Origin of the sequence: uncultured Bradyrhizobium sp. (genome assembly GCF_936943645.1) — a bacterium.
Taxonomy (GTDB): domain Bacteria; phylum Pseudomonadota; class Alphaproteobacteria; order Rhizobiales; family Xanthobacteraceae; genus Bradyrhizobium.
The window spans coordinates 57,894-73,152 of sequence record NZ_CAKZJO010000056.1 but is presented as its reverse complement, the minus strand read 5'-3'; the positions used below and the strand labels follow the sequence as shown (position 1 = coordinate 73,152).

15 protein-coding genes are annotated in these 15,259 nt (G+C 65.2%); all 15 read right to left on the bottom strand.

Going from position 1 to position 15,259, the window contains the following annotated elements:
• Position 1: 1 nt before the first annotated feature.
• The 15 genes from flbT to Q0743_RS15525 all read right to left on the bottom strand — a co-directional run bounded on the left by flbT (position 2) and on the right by Q0743_RS15525 (position 15,253).
• Positions 2 to 412, bottom strand: a complete 411-nt coding sequence (gene flbT, locus Q0743_RS15595; protein ID WP_298242403.1) for a flagellar biosynthesis repressor FlbT — start codon at positions 410 to 412, stop codon at positions 2 to 4.
• Positions 412 to 756 carry a flagellar biosynthesis regulator FlaF gene (gene flaF / locus Q0743_RS15590; RefSeq protein ID WP_198963990.1) on the bottom strand — a complete coding sequence of 115 codons (345 nt, stop codon included), beginning with the start codon at positions 754 to 756 and terminating at the stop codon, positions 412 to 414. The genes flbT and flaF overlap by 1 nt, the downstream gene beginning before the upstream one ends.
• A gap of 52 nt (positions 757 to 808) precedes the next feature.
• The gene (locus Q0743_RS15585) at positions 809 to 1,855 is read right to left on the bottom strand and encodes a flagellar hook-associated family protein (protein WP_298242402.1); all 1,047 of its coding nucleotides are present in this window, start codon (positions 1,853 to 1,855) and stop codon (positions 809 to 811) included.
• 3 nt (positions 1,856 to 1,858) lie between these two features.
• Positions 1,859 to 3,334, bottom strand: a complete 1,476-nt coding sequence (flgK, locus tag Q0743_RS15580) for a flagellar hook-associated protein FlgK (RefSeq protein WP_298242401.1) — start codon at positions 3,332 to 3,334, stop codon at positions 1,859 to 1,861.
• 34 nt (positions 3,335 to 3,368) lie between these two features.
• Positions 3,369 to 4,598 (bottom strand): flagellar hook protein FlgE, encoded by a 1,230-nt coding sequence (locus tag Q0743_RS15575; protein WP_298242400.1) that lies wholly within the window; start codon positions 4,596 to 4,598, stop codon positions 3,369 to 3,371.
• A gap of 120 nt (positions 4,599 to 4,718) precedes the next feature.
• Positions 4,719 to 5,300, bottom strand: a complete 582-nt coding sequence (locus Q0743_RS15570; RefSeq protein WP_298242399.1) for a transglycosylase SLT domain-containing protein — start codon at positions 5,298 to 5,300, stop codon at positions 4,719 to 4,721.
• The gene (locus tag Q0743_RS15565) at positions 5,251 to 6,594 is read right to left on the bottom strand and encodes a flagellar hook-length control protein FliK (RefSeq protein WP_298242398.1); all 1,344 of its coding nucleotides are present in this window, start codon (positions 6,592 to 6,594) and stop codon (positions 5,251 to 5,253) included. Before Q0743_RS15565 ends, Q0743_RS15570 begins: the two co-directional genes overlap by 50 nt.
• Positions 6,591 to 7,769, bottom strand: a complete 1,179-nt coding sequence (locus tag Q0743_RS15560; RefSeq protein WP_298242397.1) for a chemotaxis protein — start codon at positions 7,767 to 7,769, stop codon at positions 6,591 to 6,593. Before Q0743_RS15560 ends, Q0743_RS15565 begins: the two co-directional genes overlap by 4 nt.
• Positions 7,766 to 9,100, bottom strand: coding sequence for a MotB family protein (locus tag Q0743_RS15555; RefSeq protein WP_298242396.1), 1,335 nt, complete (start codon positions 9,098 to 9,100; stop codon positions 7,766 to 7,768). Before Q0743_RS15555 ends, Q0743_RS15560 begins: the two co-directional genes overlap by 4 nt.
• A gap of 6 nt (positions 9,101 to 9,106) precedes the next feature.
• Positions 9,107 to 9,805, bottom strand: coding sequence for a hypothetical protein (locus tag Q0743_RS15550; protein ID WP_298242395.1), 699 nt, complete (start codon positions 9,803 to 9,805; stop codon positions 9,107 to 9,109).
• Positions 9,802 to 11,430: a flagellar basal-body MS-ring/collar protein FliF gene (gene fliF / locus Q0743_RS15545; RefSeq protein ID WP_298242394.1), complete on the bottom strand. Its 1,629-nt coding sequence runs from the start codon at positions 11,428 to 11,430 to the stop codon at positions 9,802 to 9,804. Before fliF ends, Q0743_RS15550 begins: the two co-directional genes overlap by 4 nt.
• A gap of 306 nt (positions 11,431 to 11,736) precedes the next feature.
• Entirely contained in the window at positions 11,737 to 12,648 is a 912-nt protein-coding gene (locus tag Q0743_RS15540; protein WP_298242393.1) for a flagellin, read from the bottom strand.
• A 253-nt stretch (positions 12,649 to 12,901) separates the two neighbouring features.
• Positions 12,902 to 13,807, bottom strand: coding sequence for a flagellin (locus Q0743_RS15535; protein ID WP_298242392.1), 906 nt, complete (start codon positions 13,805 to 13,807; stop codon positions 12,902 to 12,904).
• A 265-nt stretch (positions 13,808 to 14,072) separates the two neighbouring features.
• Positions 14,073 to 14,813 carry a flagellar type III secretion system pore protein FliP gene (gene fliP / locus Q0743_RS15530; protein WP_097660223.1) on the bottom strand — a complete coding sequence of 247 codons (741 nt, stop codon included), beginning with the start codon at positions 14,811 to 14,813 and terminating at the stop codon, positions 14,073 to 14,075.
• Complete coding sequence (locus Q0743_RS15525) at positions 14,810 to 15,253, bottom strand: flagellar basal body-associated FliL family protein (RefSeq protein ID WP_100174728.1); 444 nt, start codon at positions 15,251 to 15,253, stop codon at positions 14,810 to 14,812. Before Q0743_RS15525 ends, fliP begins: the two co-directional genes overlap by 4 nt.
• Between the last annotated feature and the right edge of the window lie 6 nt (positions 15,254 to 15,259).

Below are 15,259 nucleotides of genomic sequence, written 5' to 3'. Positions count from 1 at the left end.
GTCAGGCAGCCTCGACGGGGGTGATGGTGGCCGCGCCGGCCAGGATCGCCTGCTCCACGGGGAACAGGGCCCGAATCCGCTTGAGCGCCTCGAAGTAACGTGTCGCCTGGACCAGTTCGTCGACCGCACCAAGCCCGTCCAGCATCTCGCGGCTCTCGCACACGGCACAGAGGGCCGCATGGTGCTGCGCGTACAGCGCAGCGGCGTCGCGGATATCGGTCGGGTTCATCAGCATGAGCTGGACGATGAAATAAAGCTGCCGCAGCGCCGTCGTGGCGTCGGAGGCCTGCATGACCTGCCCTTCGAGCAGGAACATCACGTCGTTGACGAGCTCGACGGAGACCTTGCGGTCCACGCGCAGCACCGCGCCGTTGATGTAGATCCGTTCGCCAGCCCGCAAGGAGACTTTCATTAAAGCGCGTCTCGGATCAGGCGGTTGATTTCGATGAGCTGGATCACGTCGTTCGATCTTTCCTCGCGGAGACGATCGGCTTCCTTGACGACCCACAGGCCGATCGAGATGATGTCGGCGCGCAGCTTTTCCGGCAGGCCATTCTCGGGGTGCGAGAGATCTTCGATGAAGATCGTCCACAGCCGCCGCACATAGAGCAGGCTCTCGACCAGATCCTCGAGGCTGAAGCGCCCACGCTGGAGCCGCTCGAGCCGGTCGATGCCGAGGCTGAGCGCCTGCCGCTCGCGCCCCCGCGCCTCGTAGCCACTCTCGTCGACGACCGCTTCATAGGCTTCAAACGTCATCAGAACCACTCTGCGCAGGAGACCGAATAACAGGACAAGGTACGAACCAGACCTAGAGATAGTTGATGAGGCTGATCTGCTGGAGCTGCGAGGTCAGCGCGAGCGCCGTCTTGATCTGGGTCTGCAAGGTGTTGACCCGGACCGAGGCCTCGGTCGGGTCGACCGCCTCCAGCTTGACGATCTGGTTGTTGAGGATGTCCTTCTGGATCTTCAGCTTCTCGGATGCGCCGGTGACCCGTTGCTGGATCGAGCCGACGGTGCCGCCGAGCACCGCGAGATCGTTGATCGCGCCGCTGACGAGACCGATCGCCTTGTCGACGACGACCTGGAACGTGTCCTTGCTCAGGCTGGTGTTGCCGAGATCCGTGAGCATGGTGTAGGCCTCGGCCAGTTTACGGAAGCCTGGCTGGTTGGCGCTGACCGAGCTGTCGACGACCTCGGTCGTGGAGATGCGGCTCGACAGCGTCTGGTCCGTGGCCGATGACCAGTTGGTGTTCCAGGCCGGGCTTGCGAATTCGGGATCGAGCACATTGTCGAGGAAATTCTGCATTTGCGCCGGCGTGATCGTGCTCACGCCGGCCGCAGACTGCGAGAAGCCGAAGGTCGCGAGGAAGTCTGCATCGACCTGGTTCTTGCTGGTCGATCCCGCGACGTAGTTCGCCACCGGCACGGTCTGCGTATTGATGCCGCCGAACAGATAGGAGCCGTTGTAGGAGACGTTGAGCGCGCCGATCAGGTCCTGCAGGTTCGCGGACGCGCTCGGCATGATGATCTTCGCGCCGCTGTCGGCGTCGCGGGCCGCGATCAGGTTCTTGAGGAACTCCGAGGCGGTCGTGCCGAGCTGGGTGATCCGGTTCTGGGTCACGTCGAGGCGCCCCGACACCAGCTCGTTGGTGTCGACGAGCTGGTCGGCGAAGTTGAAATCGGCCCGCAGCGCCACGTCGCGGCCCGTTCCCGTGCCGAGCTCGAGGCCGACATCGGCGAAGCGGCCGGTGGTCGCCTCCTTCGAGGCCTTGGTCAGCGCGCTCTGGTTGTTCGTGATCGACGACCTCAGCGACGACGACAGCATCAGGGTCGAGATGTAGTTGGCGCTCATCATGACTTAATTCCCCACGGCAGCCAGCAGGCTCTGCAACATCTGGTCGACGGTCGAAATGATCTTGGACGAGGCCGAATAGGTGCGCTCGACCTGGAGCATCAACGCCATCTCGTCGTCCATGTTGACGCCGGCGACGTTGGACAGCGCCGCGGTGCTGCGGTCGAGCAGCGTGTTCTGGTACTGGACGTTGTCGTCGGCGGCCTTGCGATGGCTTTCGATCCAGCTCGCCGAGGACGAGGCGAACTCGATCACGCTGCCGCTCGGCTTGCCCTGCGCCGTGACGTCGAACGGCTGCGGCGCGTTCATGTTGTCGATCAGCTGCTGGAGCCGCGTCGAGAAGCCCGCATTGCCGGTCGTGTTGTAATTGTAGGCGGCGCTGCCGCTGATGGCGCCGTCGCGCAGCAGATTTGGGTTGCCGCCCGCGGCCGGGTCGACCGATGCGGCGACCGAAATCGTGCCGGCCAGACCGACCGAGATCGTGGCGCTCGCGGGCATCGCGGGCGAACCCGGATAGGTGAAGAGGCCGGGCACGTCGGGCAGCGCGGCGCCCGATTGATCGACCTCTTTGAACGCCTCGATCAGGCCGCGTGCGACTTCGTCGAGCTGGCTCTGATACGTCACCGTGTCCTGGTCGCGCAGCTGGGCAAGGCCGGCGAGCTTGCCGGATTTGAGCGGCATGACGGAATTGGCACCGGTCACGGGCACGCCGTCGATGAAGACGGCATTGCCGGTGGTGCCGGCCGTGTAGGCGTTGGTCGGCGTAAAACTCACCGGCCGGGCCGTCTTGTCGAACAGCACGACGCCGCTGTCGGTATAGAGCGCCGCATCCCCGTTGGGACGCAGCGACATGGTGACGCCGAGCTCCTGCGACAGCTTCGAGACGATGCTGTCGCGCTGGTCGAGATAGTCGGTGACGTCGTCGCCGGTGGTCGTGCCCTTCACGATCGCGGTGTTGACGGTCTGGAACTGGGTGAGGAGCTGGTTGATGTTGGTGACCGACGTCGTCATGTCGACGTCGGCCTGCTCGCGGACCGACTGCACGGTCTTGGTGGCCTGGTTGAGCGCGGTCACCATGTCCTTGGCGGACGTCACGGCAGCTTGTGCCAGGGTCGCATTGTCGGTGGAGTTGGCGTATTGCTGCAGCGCCTGTTTCAGCTTGTTCAGCTGGGCGGTGGGCGACTGTTCGAGCTCGGGATCGTCCACCGTCGATGCCGCGATCTTCTGCAGACCGTCATAGATCACGCTCTGCTTGGCGGACGACGAGGTCGCGACCAGGACGTTGCTGTAGAGGCCGGAGGAGGCCGCACGCTGGATCGCCGCGACGTAGACACCGGCGCCGGGAAAATTGTCCAGCATGGTGATCTTGCGCGAATAGCCGGGGGCGCTTGCCCCGGCGATGTTGCGCGAGATCGTCGCCGATTGGATGCCCGACGCCATGAGCGAGGAGCGGGCAGAGTTGAGAGCGGCGGTAATGGACATGACGTGCCCTTGCCCGAAACGAGCGCTGAAATATTCAGCGCTTCAGGTTGACGACGACGTCCAGCAGGTCGGCGCCGGTCTGGAACGATTTCGAGTTCGCGGTGAAACCGCGCTGGGCCTCGATCATCGAGGTCAACTCGTCCGCGAGATCGACGTTGGAATCTTCCAGTGCGCCGGATTTCACGGTGCCGAGACCGCCCTGGCCGGCGAGACCGACCTGCACGTTTCCGGACTCCAGGTTGGGCGAGTAGACGTTGCCGACCTCGGGCGTCAGGTGATCCGGGCTCGGCACGGTGGCGAGCGCGATCTGGAAGCTCGGCAGCGTGGTGCCGTTCTTGAGCACGGCGGTGACGATGCCCTTGTCGTCGATATTCACCTTCTCGACCGCGGACGGAGCGTTGCCGTCGACCGTCGCCTTGAAGTCGAAGGCAGCGGCGACCTGGGTCATGGCCGACATATCGATGTTGAAGGCGGCCGAACCGCCGGGGATCGCGACCGAGAGCGACGTCGGGCTCGCCGCGGCGAGCTTGCCCTTGCCGGTCGCGGTGACGTCGAAGGTGAACGTGGTCGCGGGGCCTGCCGTCGTCAGCGCGGTTGCGCCGTTGTAGACCTGGATGTCCCAGGTGTTTGCGCCCGTCTTGGCGGCGTAGACGTCGAGCGTCACAGCATTGCCGATGTTGTCGTAGGTCACCATCGACGTCTTCGAGGTGTAGTTGGCGGGTCCTGCCGGGGCTGCGATCGCGGTCGCGCTCGGATCGAGGTTGGCGGCGACGGTCGCCTTGGTGGACGGCGCTGCCTGCAGCGCCATCTGGTTGACGTTGATGACCTGGAGACCGCCGAAGCCGTTGGCGGCGACGGTGGGCGTGGCACCGTTGGCGATGTTGTAGCCCATCAGCTGGAAGCCGGCGGTGTTGACGAGGTTGCCCGTATCATCGGGCACGAACGCGCCGGCGCGGGTGAGGAAGTTGTTGCCGTTCGCATCCTGCACGACGAAGAAGCCGTTGCCCTGGACCGCAAGATCCGTCACCGAGGTCGTGAAGTGGTAGTTGCCGGGGTCGGAGATGGCGTAGCGGACCGTGGTCTCGACCGCGCCGGAATCGTAATTACCGGAGCCGCTCTTCAGGATCAGCGAGGAGAATTCGGTGGAAGCCCGCTTGTAGCCGGTCGTGTTGACGTTGGCGATGTTGTCCGAGACCGTCGACAGCTTGTTGGACTGCGCGTTCATTCCGGAAACGCCGGTGCGCATAACACCATACAGGCTCATGAAGGGGGCTCCTTTGGTAGGTTGCAGCTACAATGGGGGTTCTTGCTTGCGCGGGGCTGATGATTGGGGACGATGCACAACTTGTCGTCGTGCCATTGGTCGTTGCTTCAGTTCATCGCGTCATGTTGCCTTCGGCTGGCAGAACGAGCGCGCCTTGTCGGTCCACGCGCCGAAGCCGCTGGAGACGAGATGCGCGACGATATGGCAGACGTAGCGCTTCTGCGCCGGCTGGTTGTTGGGGCCGGCATTGTAGCGCGCGACCGCCATGGTCCAGCTGCCCTCGCGCTGCTTCAGTTCTTTCAGGAAACGCGCGGCATAGTCGACGTTTCTGGCGGGATCGAACATCGCCCGCACCGAACTGAACTTGTCGCCGTGAAAATAGTGGTTGATCTGCATGCAGCCGAGATCGATCAGCTTGATCCCCTTAGCCCGTATCGCCTCGAAATTCGCCATGGCGTCGTCGAGGTCCTTGGCGAACACGGTCTGGCCGTCGGTTCCGAGCGCGTAAGGATGCAGCGCGCCGCGGCGGCCGGTCTCGGTGAGGCCGACCGCATAGAGAATGCCGAGCGGAATCCCGTGCTGCTGGGCCGCGCGCGCCATCTCGCGCTCGCAAGGGCGCGTGCTGTCGGTCGCCGCCGCCGCGGTGCCGGCGTTACAGATAAACAGGGCCGTGGCGATTCTGCTGACCCAATTCCTGGTCATGACGCGTCTCCTGATTGGACTGGCGCTCCTGCCTTGCCTGCCTCGCGCCACCGTCGGACTGTCCCGACGAGGTGCCGGCGCCGCCGAACGTTCCTTGCGACTGCGACGACGGCTGCTGCTGGCCCGAGAACTGCGGCTGTGACTGGCCGGAACCGCTCTGGAATCCATCCAGCGAACCGTGCTGCACCGGCGCGACGTCGGCCACGTAGCCTGCCGATTGCATGAGATCGCGGATCGAATCGCGCTGCTGGTCCAGCATCTGGCTGGTGTCCTTGCGTTCGGCTGCAAGGTGGATCGACACTTCGGTGCCGACGAGGCGAAGGCGCACGGTGACGTTGCCGAGCGCGGGCGGCTCGAGATTGATGGTCAGGATCTTCAGCGGCTGATCCGGCGCATTGGTCTGGGGCGCCGTAAGATCGGGCGCGGCGGAGGCCGCAGGGCTTGCGGACTCCTTCAGCTCGGCGACCACAGCGTTGGCGACCTGCTGCGGGGCGCTGAATTGCGCCGGAGGCAGATGGGTCTCCTGCTGGACCACCGTGACCTTGGTCGTCTCGGGCAGCGCGTCGCGCCCCGCGGCCTTGGCCGCGCGCTCGACATTGGCCGTGACCGCCTCGAAACCTGGTGTCGCGGGCATCGCGCCCGACGGCTCACCGTCCCGTGCAGGCAGGGATTGGGGCGCGGTCGCCACCTGCGAAGCCGCGGCACGCGGGCGCGCGGCAGACGGAGGATCGTTGGATGGGGCGGTTTCGGTCGCGGCCACCGCCTTCGTGACCTGAACCTCGCGCTTCGTGGACGACCGTTCCTCGCGCACGGGCGCGTCCTTGTCGGTCGACTGCAATTGGATCTGCGGCTTCACGGCAGGAACCGCGGCGATCTCCTGTCCGATCACCACGGCAGTATTCGATGGGGCCTCGACGTCCACCTTGGCGGCATGATCGACGTGGCGTTGTTTCTCCAGCGGCTTCTCGGTCTTCTTGTCGGACGGCCCGTCGCTGGACTTTGCGTGCTCCGACGCTGCGACGCGCTCCTGCACCACCGCGGCTTTCGGCTTCTCCGCCTCGCCGGGGTGGACCAGACGCGTGCGCAACGTTCCGGGCTTTGCCGTCGTTTCGCTGCCGCCGTCGTTCAGGGCCTGCTTGGCGAGGTTCGAGACGGTATGGAGCAGATCGTTGAACGAGGAGCTCGACTGAGACTTGCCGCCGGCGCCCTTGGCCGAGCGCGACGTTCCCCGCATGTTGAGGCTCTCGGCAAGACCCGAGAAATGCTGTCCGGAGGTTCCCGTGAGCTTGGTCATGGACGGCGATCCCTTGTGAAGAGTTCGAGCTCGCGGAGCTGCTTTTGCGCGCGCGCGAGCGTCGCGGTTGATGACGCCAGATCGAGGCGCGCCGGCGTCACCGGAGGCTTGTCGGCCGCGATGGCGGATCCGCCCGGAAGCGGCTTGCGAACATCGAGCGCGAGCTGCATCGTGGCGTTGAACAGGGGCACGTCGCGCTCGGGCAGCTTCGACTTGTCGACCGCCTTCAACTCGGCGAGGCCGCCGTCATATTCGTCGGCGAGTGCCCGCGCGGCGGCGCGGAAGAAATGCGCCCGTTCGCGATCCGCCGAGGCATCAGCGCTGAGCGTCAGTGCCCGTTCGCCGGCGAGCCGCGTCACGGCCAGCTGTCCACGCACCATCGCGGCGCGCGCGAGCACCAGATAGAGCTTGAGGCGGCTTGCCCGATCGACCTGCTCCAGCAGGGCCGCGATCCGCGCGAAGCGGCGTTCGTCGAGCGCCAGGCTCGATTGCGTCAGGCCGGTGGAGAAGCGCTGCCAAAAATCGCCGGCATAGATCGAATTGCGGTAGTGGCGGAGATAGGCCAGCGTCAGGAACTCGAACTTCTCGAAATCCTCCGCCTGCCCAACCAGCAGGATCTCGCGGCGCAGCGCCGCTTCCTCCACCAGCGTGCCCGGCAGCAGCAGGCGCGCATCATCCAGGCGCTCGATCGCGAGCGAAGCCTCGGTACGCGCGAACAACGCACCCTGGACCAGCGCGACCTGTCCGCCGAGGCCGGAGGACAGCGTCCGCGGCTTGATGTCCTTGAGCTGCTCCCGCGCTTCCTCCTGATGGCCCTCGACATAAGCGAGCGCGCCGTTGAACAGACGCTCGGCCACGGCCATCTTGTCGCGCGGCAGTTTGCGGACGATTTGCGGCGCGCCGCCGCTGAGCAGGTAGATGACGACGGCCTGACTGTTCTGCGGATTGCTCCACACGGCGGGATCGGCGGCGAGAAACTTCTCGCCGATCTGCCGGATCAGCGCGATGTGGCTGCCATGAGCGGCGGTGTCGCCGTTGGCAATGCCGTCCTGCACGGCCTGCAATGCGCGGACGAGCTCATACGGCTCGCCGGGCGGGCGCGCGGGCTGGGCAAGCGCGCCTCCCGCCGTGAACGGCAGCAGCAGCAGGGCGGCGCAGAGCAGCGGCCTGATCAAGGGCGCTTCTCGCGGATCAGGATCTCGATGCGGCGGTTCTGCGCGGCCGCGGGATCGTTCGGAAGCTTCGGACGCCGGTCGGCGTAGCCCTCGACATGCTCGATCCGTTGCGCGTCGACGCCGGAGCGAACCAGCATGTAATAGGCCATCTGGGCACGCGCGGTCGACAGCCGCCAATTGTCGTAGTTCTCCGAGCGATATGGCCGGTTGTCGGTATGGCCGCGGACGATGATCGCGCCCTGACGCTTCGTCAGCAGCGGCCCGATCTTGTCGATCACGCGGATCAGTTCGGGCCGCGGCTCGGCCGAGCCGACCGCGAACATGCCGAAGCTCGCATCGTCGGTCAGGCTGATCAGGAGCCCCTCCTCGACCTGACGCACCTCGGCCGCCGGGCCTGCGCCCGCCTTGATGTCCGACAGCGCCTCCGCGATCGCGGATTGAAGCTGCTTGATGGTCGGCTGCTGGGTCTGCGCGGCATCGCGCGGCTCGTTCTCCTTCGCCGCATCGTTCGGACGTGCCTGCGCGGCGGCGTTGGCTTGAGCCGTCGCCTGGCCGTTCGCCTGAGCAGTCGCCTGGGCGCTGCCCTCGCGGGGCGATGGCGCCGGCGCGGCGGCCGGCGGCATCAGCGGCGACAGGTTCGCCGACGATGCATCCGCGTTCGAAGCCACGCTTCCGCCGGCGTCGTCCGCCTTGGCACGACGCGTCTGCTCGCCCGGATTTGTGGCGGCCGCGGCGTCGCGCGCGGCCGCATTCGGCTTGGGCTCGCTTTCGATCATGCGGTCCGCGTCCTTGGAGGCTTGCGGCGCCAGCTTCCAATAGCCGGGATCGAACGGATCGCGATAGGCGTCGCCACCCTTGAGGCCGTCCTCTTCGGCCGACGTCAGCGCGCCGGCGCGCCGCTGCCCCGAGGCCTGGTTGGCGCTGCTCGCGATCTCGGCGAGCGTTGCGTAGGGATCGCGGAACAGCACCTTCTCTTCATAGAAGGGCGGCTTTTCGGCCGTCGGGGAATCGCCGCGTCGCTCCTCGCTCGGACCGGCCGGCTGCCGCCTGCCGTCCTGACCTTCGAACGTCGTCGGCTCCTTCTTGGAAAGATCCTTCAGACCTTTCGGAGCCGGCGCATTCTCCGCCAGCTTGATCGGGTTGAAATAGCTCGCAACGACTTGCTTCTGGTCCTGGTTGAGCGCGTTGAGCAGCCACATGACCAGGAAGAACGCCATCATCGCGGTCATGAAGTCCGCATAGGCGATCTTCCATACGCCGCCGTGATGCGCCTCCTCGGCGAAGGCACTGCGGCGGCGGACGATGACGAGCTCGTGCTTGACCTCTTCCATGGCGGATTACCGGCGCGCTTCCTTCAGGCGTTCGCTCCAGGCCGAGATCTGCGTCTCGATCACGGTCTGATCGGCGACGACGCGGACCTCGACGGCTTCGGCCGTCTCGTACGCGATGCCGGTGCGCCGGGACGCCTCGAGCTGGGTTCTCACGAGATCGAGCAGCTCGCTCGGGCCGGTGACCTTGAAGGCCGGCGCCGACGAATTGCCGGTCAGCGCCGCGATCTGCTCGACCAGCGATCCGATCGCCTTGTCGCGGACCGCGTCGGCGAGGAACGGCAGCAGGATCCGCGCGACGGAGCTTGCGATGTTGGTCTCGATCTCGCGGCACGCCGCTTCGAAGCCGCTGACGATCGCGACCGCCTGCTGGTCCGACCATTTGGCGCGCTCCTCGCCGAGCCGGATCGCGCTGCGCACGCGCTCCTCGGCAAGCTTGGCGTCGCCTTCCGCGACACCGGCCGCAAGGCCGCGCCGGTAGGCATCGTCCAGCAGATTGGCTGGCGGCGCTTCCGCCTTCGGCGCCGGAGGCGGCGATTGGGGCTGGGGCGCGGGCTGCGGCGGAGCCTGCAGCTGCGGTTGCTGTTCGCGCACGACTTCCTTCGGCCGCGTCAGCACGTCCTGGATCCTGGGCGGCGGAGGTGGTGGCGACTTCGCCCGGCCGTTCGCGTCGAACTGAGTCAGGAGCTTTCCGATTGCCGCGTTCATGCCGCCTCCTCGCGTCGCATCCAGTCTTTAAGGATCGCTGCCGCCTGTGCCTGATCGAGCCGGACGATCTGTTCCAACCGCTTCTGCGGCGTGCGCTGCATCTTGCCTTCGAGGTCCTCGACGAGGTTGAGCTCGGGGTCGCTGCTCTCGGCCAGAGCAAGGGCCGCAGCGGCTTCGAGCTCGGCGGCCTCGGCGGCCTCCACCTGTTCCTGCTCCGCGCGATGGGTCAGAATGCCGTTGACCGCCGGCCGCAAGCCGAACCAGACCAGCATCGAAGCAACCGCCAGGATCGTCACGGCGTTGATGACGCTGCCGAGCTGCTTGTTGATCATCTCGACGAAGCTGATCGGCGGCACCGGCGCCATCTCGCGCGAGCCTTCGATGAAGTCGACCGCCGTGACCTGGATCTGGTCGCCGCGCGTCTTGTCCAGTCCGCCGGCCGTGGCCGCGAGCTGGCTGATCTCGGCGAGCTTGCTGTCGACGATGGCCTGGTTGGTCTTGTCGCCGAGATCGGCGACCAGCCGCGCGCGATTGACCAGGACGGCGATGAAGAGCTTCTTCACCGAATAGCCGTCGCTCACCGTCGTGGTGGTCTTGGACGACACTTCGAAATTGGTGACGTCCTCGCGGCGGGTCTTGTCCTCGCTGGAATTCTTGCCGCCGCCGGCGTTCACCTGCTGATCGGGAAGGTTCTGCTGCACCGTGGTCGGGGTCGAACGGTCGGCGTTCTGCGACGATTCCTTCTCGCGCACGTTCCGCACCGAACGCTCGGCACGGCTCTCGGGATCGTACACGGTCTCGTTGATCTGCTTCTTGTCGGTGGAGAGCTGCGGGGCGACGCTGACCTCGAAATTGTCGAGGCCGAGATAGGGCGTCAGCGCCTTGCGGATGTTCTCCTGCACCATGCCGCCGACCGTCTTCTGCAGGCTCGCCATCTTGGTCGGGGCGGCGCTCGCCTCGTCCTCTTCGGCGAGCAGCATCGAACCGTCGGCATCCAGCACCGTCACCTTGTCGCGGCTCATGCCCGGAATCGCGGCGGCGACGAGATGGCGGATCGACTGCGCCGTGCGCGCTTCGATCGCGCCGTCGGTGCGCAGCACGACCGAAGCCGAAGGCGGCTGCTGCGTCGCGCGGAACGAGCCGCGCACCGGCAGCACGATATGCACGCGCGCCGCCTTGACGCCCTTCATCAACTGAACCGTGCGCGCGATTTCACCTTCCAGCGCGCGCAGCTTCGTCACTTCCTGCATGAACGAGGTCAGGCCAAGCGAACCGATCTTGTCGAACAGCTCGTAGCCGGAATTGGCACTGGTCGGCAGCCCCTTCTCGGCGAGCAGCATGCGCGCCTGCATGGTCTGGCTCGGACGCACCGAGAGCGCATCGCCCGCCGTATTGACGTCGAAGGTGATGTTCTGCTCGCGCAGCGCCGCGCCCATGCGCGTCACGTCTTCGCGGGTGAGGCCGGTATAGAGAGTCTCGAATTCGGGACGGCTCAAATAATACGCGCCGCCGACGACGGTGACGAGAACGGCGAAGCCGATCAGTCCCAAGGCCATCAGGCGTCGCGGCCCAAGCTCCAGCAGATTGTTGAGCAGTTGCTGTATCTGCGCACGACTGAACAGCATATGACCTCGTACCAATGCGAACGTAGAGGACACTCCGCTGCCAACCTTGTCTGAAGGTTGCGCGAGGACGCGATTGTGTCAGTTCGCAGGCACGGCGTTGCAAATTTACAAGAGGCTTGGAGACGCAGTCGGCCGTTCGGCAACGCGCGGACGCCCCCGGGCGCATCGTGGTGCGGTCGGTCGCGGCGTACCGTATGAGATCTGGCGTTGAGGCCGATTACGGGCACGTCTTGTGCCGCTAGGTCCGCCGCTCGCGGCGGGGACCGTGCTCCCTTAAGGGAGCACGGTCGTTTTCGAAAGCGCCGCTTAGCCGCGGAACAGCGACAGGATGCTCTGGCTGTTCTGGTTGGCGATCGAGAGCGCCTGAACGCCGAGCTGCTGCTGGGTCTGCAACGCCTGGAGCCTGGTCGATTCCGCGTTCATGTCGGCGTCGACGAGCTGGCCGATACCACGATCCACCGAGTCCATCAGCGACTTCACGAATTCCGTGTTGTTCGAGATGCGGTTCTTGATGGCGCCGAGGTTGGCGGCCGACTGGCTGACCGTGTTGATCGCGGTGGTGACCTGCGCGATGTAGCCGTCGAGGATGGTCTGGTGAGCTGCCGAGTCGGTCAGCGCACCGATGCTGATGGTATCGATCGAAGCGGTGCCGCTCACCGTGTCGAGGATGCCGCTCGTGGACGACGTATAGAGCGAGTAGTTGGCAACCGTGACCGTGATGGTGTTGATCGTCGGCGTGCCGCCGACGCGCGAGAACGACGACACCAGGTTGACGGTGGTCGGCGTGGAGGCGTTGGTGCTGAGCCAGTTGACACCGTTGAAGGTCGCCGCGTTGGCGACGTTCTTCATGTCCTGCTGGATCTGGGTGATTTCAGCCTGGATCTTGGTGCGGTCGATGCCGGCGGTCTTGGCTTCGACCAGCAACGCCTGCAGCTTGGTCAGGCCGGAGTTCTGGTCGCCGATGACCTTGTTCAGGGCGGTGTATTCGGTGTCGACCGTCGCAGCCGACAGACCGAGCGAGTCGGAGACGGCGGAGAGCGCGGCGTTGTCGGCGCGCATCGAGGTCGCGATCGACCAATAGGCCGAGTTGTCCGACGCGGTCGAAACGCGCTGGCCGGTGGAGATGCGGTTTTCGGTGGTCTGCAGGCTGGCGCTGACATTCCGGAGGGTCTGCAGCGCAGTCATAGCGGCGGAGTTGGTAAGCAGGCTGGAAGCCATTTTTGATGTCCCTTTGGAAACAGATTGAATGGGGACATACCGGGCTTGCACCGGTACGACAGGGCGGCATCATGCCTTTGGGCTGCGGAAATGCGCGTGAACCCAACCCGTCGTAACGGCCAGACTAGCGAGCGAAGCTTGTGCGGGGCTTGTGGCGCTGTGATCCTTTCGCAACAGCTGCCGAGAACATCGCGCGCCAAACGAAAGGGCCGCGCTTCGCGAGAAGCGCGGCCCTCCGCAGAGAGTCTACGACTTAGCGGAACAGCGACAGGATGCTCTGGCTGTTGTTGTTGGCGATCGAGAGCGCCTGAACGCCGAGCTGCTGCTGCACCTGGAGAGCCGCCAGGCGGGTGGACTCCTGGTTCATGTCGGCGTCGACGAGCTGGCCGATACCGCGATCAACCGAGTCCATCAGCGACTTCACGAACTCGGAGTTGTTCGAGATACGGTTCTTGATGGCGCCGAGGTTGGCGGCGCCCGAAGACACCGTGCCGATCGCCGCGGTGACCTTCGAGATGTAGCCGTCGAGAATCGTCTGGTCGGCGGCCGAGTCGGTCAGCGCACCGATGTTGAGGCTGTCGACCGAGGCGCTGCCGCTCACCGTGTCGAGGATGCCGTTCGTCGACGAGGTGTAGAGCGAGTAGTTGGCGACGGTCACGGTGATCGAGCTGGTGGTCGGCGTCGAGCCGACGCGCGAGAACGACGACACCAGGTTGACGGTCGTCGGCGTGGAGGCGTTCGTGCTCAGCCAGTTGACGCCGTTGAAGGTCGCTGCGCTGGCGACGTTCTTCATGTCCTGCTGGATCTGGGTGATTTCCGACTGGATCTTGGTGCGATCGATACCGGCGGTCTTGGCTTCGACCAGCAGCGACTGCAGCTTGGTCAGGCCCGAGTTGCTGTCGCCGAGCACCTTGTTCAGGGCGGTGTATTCGGTGTCGACGGTCGCGGCCGACAGACCGAGCGAGTCGGAGACGGCGGAGAGCGCGGCGTTATCGGCGCGCATCGAGGTCGCGATCGACCAGTAGGCGGCGTTGTCCGCCGCCGTGGCCACGCGCTGACCGGTGGAGATCCGGCTCTGCGTGGTGGAGAGTTGCGAGCTGACAGACCGCAGGGTCTGGAGCGCGGTCATGGCGGACGAGTTCGTGAGCAGGCTTGACATTGCGAATGTCCCTTTATGTACGCGTTACATTTTCATCAGGGGACATACCGGACTTGCACCGGTACGGAGGGGCGGCATCATGCCTTTGGACTGCTGTGGGTGGGGTCCAACCCGCCGTGCCGCATTGCTAACACGCCGAATCTTGCTTCCGGATTAAGATCGGCTTGAATTCTTCAGCGATATCAGATGGTTAATATTACCCACCGCTAACCATAGCGCGGTACTTTTCGCTAACCATGACGGGGTGCCAGGCACCCCCCGCCCATTACGAGAACGAGCGCACCAGCCCCGAGGCGAGCAGATTCCAGCCGTCGATCAGCACGAAGAACAGCATCTTGAACGGCAGCGCGAGGATGGTCGGCGGCATCATCATCATGCCCATCGACATCGTCAGCGTTGCCACGATCATGTCGATGACGAGGAACGGCAGGATGATGAGGAATCCGATCTCGAACGAGCGCCTCAGCTCGGAGATCATGAAGGCCGGGATGATGACGCGCAGATCGACGCGCTTGTCGTCGAACTTCTTGCGGAAGCTCTCCGCGGCGAGCGACTCGAAGGTCTGCAGATCCTTGTCGCGGACATGGGCCAGCATGAACTCGCGGAACGGATCGGTGATCTTCAGATAGGCCTGCTCTTCCGAGATCTCGTTCTTCATCAGCGGCTGAACGCCGGTCTCCCAGGCGCGATCAAAGGTCGGCGCCATCACGTAGAAGGTCATGAACAGCGCCAGGCTGATCAGCACCAGATTGGCCGGTGTGGTCTGCAGGCCGAGCCCCGCGCGCAGGAACGACAGCGCCACCGCAAACCGCGTGAAGCTCGTCACCATGATGAGCAGCCCCGGCGCCACCGACAGCACCGTGATCAGGGCCATCAGCTGGATGATGCGGCCGCTGGTCGAACCGTTTCCGGGCGGCAGCAGCGAGTTGAGATCCGGGATCTGGGCGAGCGCCACTTCGGGCAGCACCACCAGGACCAACGCGAGCAGCAGGACTCTCACTCTCACTGGATCACCAGGGTCTCAATGATCAATTCACGGATCTTGCCCGACGAGCGGATATTGGCGCGCTCGGTGAGGTCGTCGCGCAGATGCTGGAGCCCGCGCGATCCCTCGAACTGCGCGACTGACGCCGACCTCAGGTAAGTGACGATGTCCTCGCTGATATGAGCGGCCAGGATGCCGGCCTCCTCGTCGTTCATGCTCTCGGTCACCATGGAGGCTTCGATGCGGGCCCAATTGTTGGCGGGCGCGCCGAGATTGGTCACGATCGGAGACAGTTTCCGCAAGCGCGCGCTGCCGGCGTAGCTCGACGCGATCGGCGGCGGGGTCGCGCTCTTCTTCGCGTCGGCAACGCGCTCGGCGGTCGCAAACAGATGCAGGCCGGCCAGCGCGCCCGCACCGATCGCGACAAGGGTCAGCACCACGATGGCGGCGATCAGGCGCATGACGTC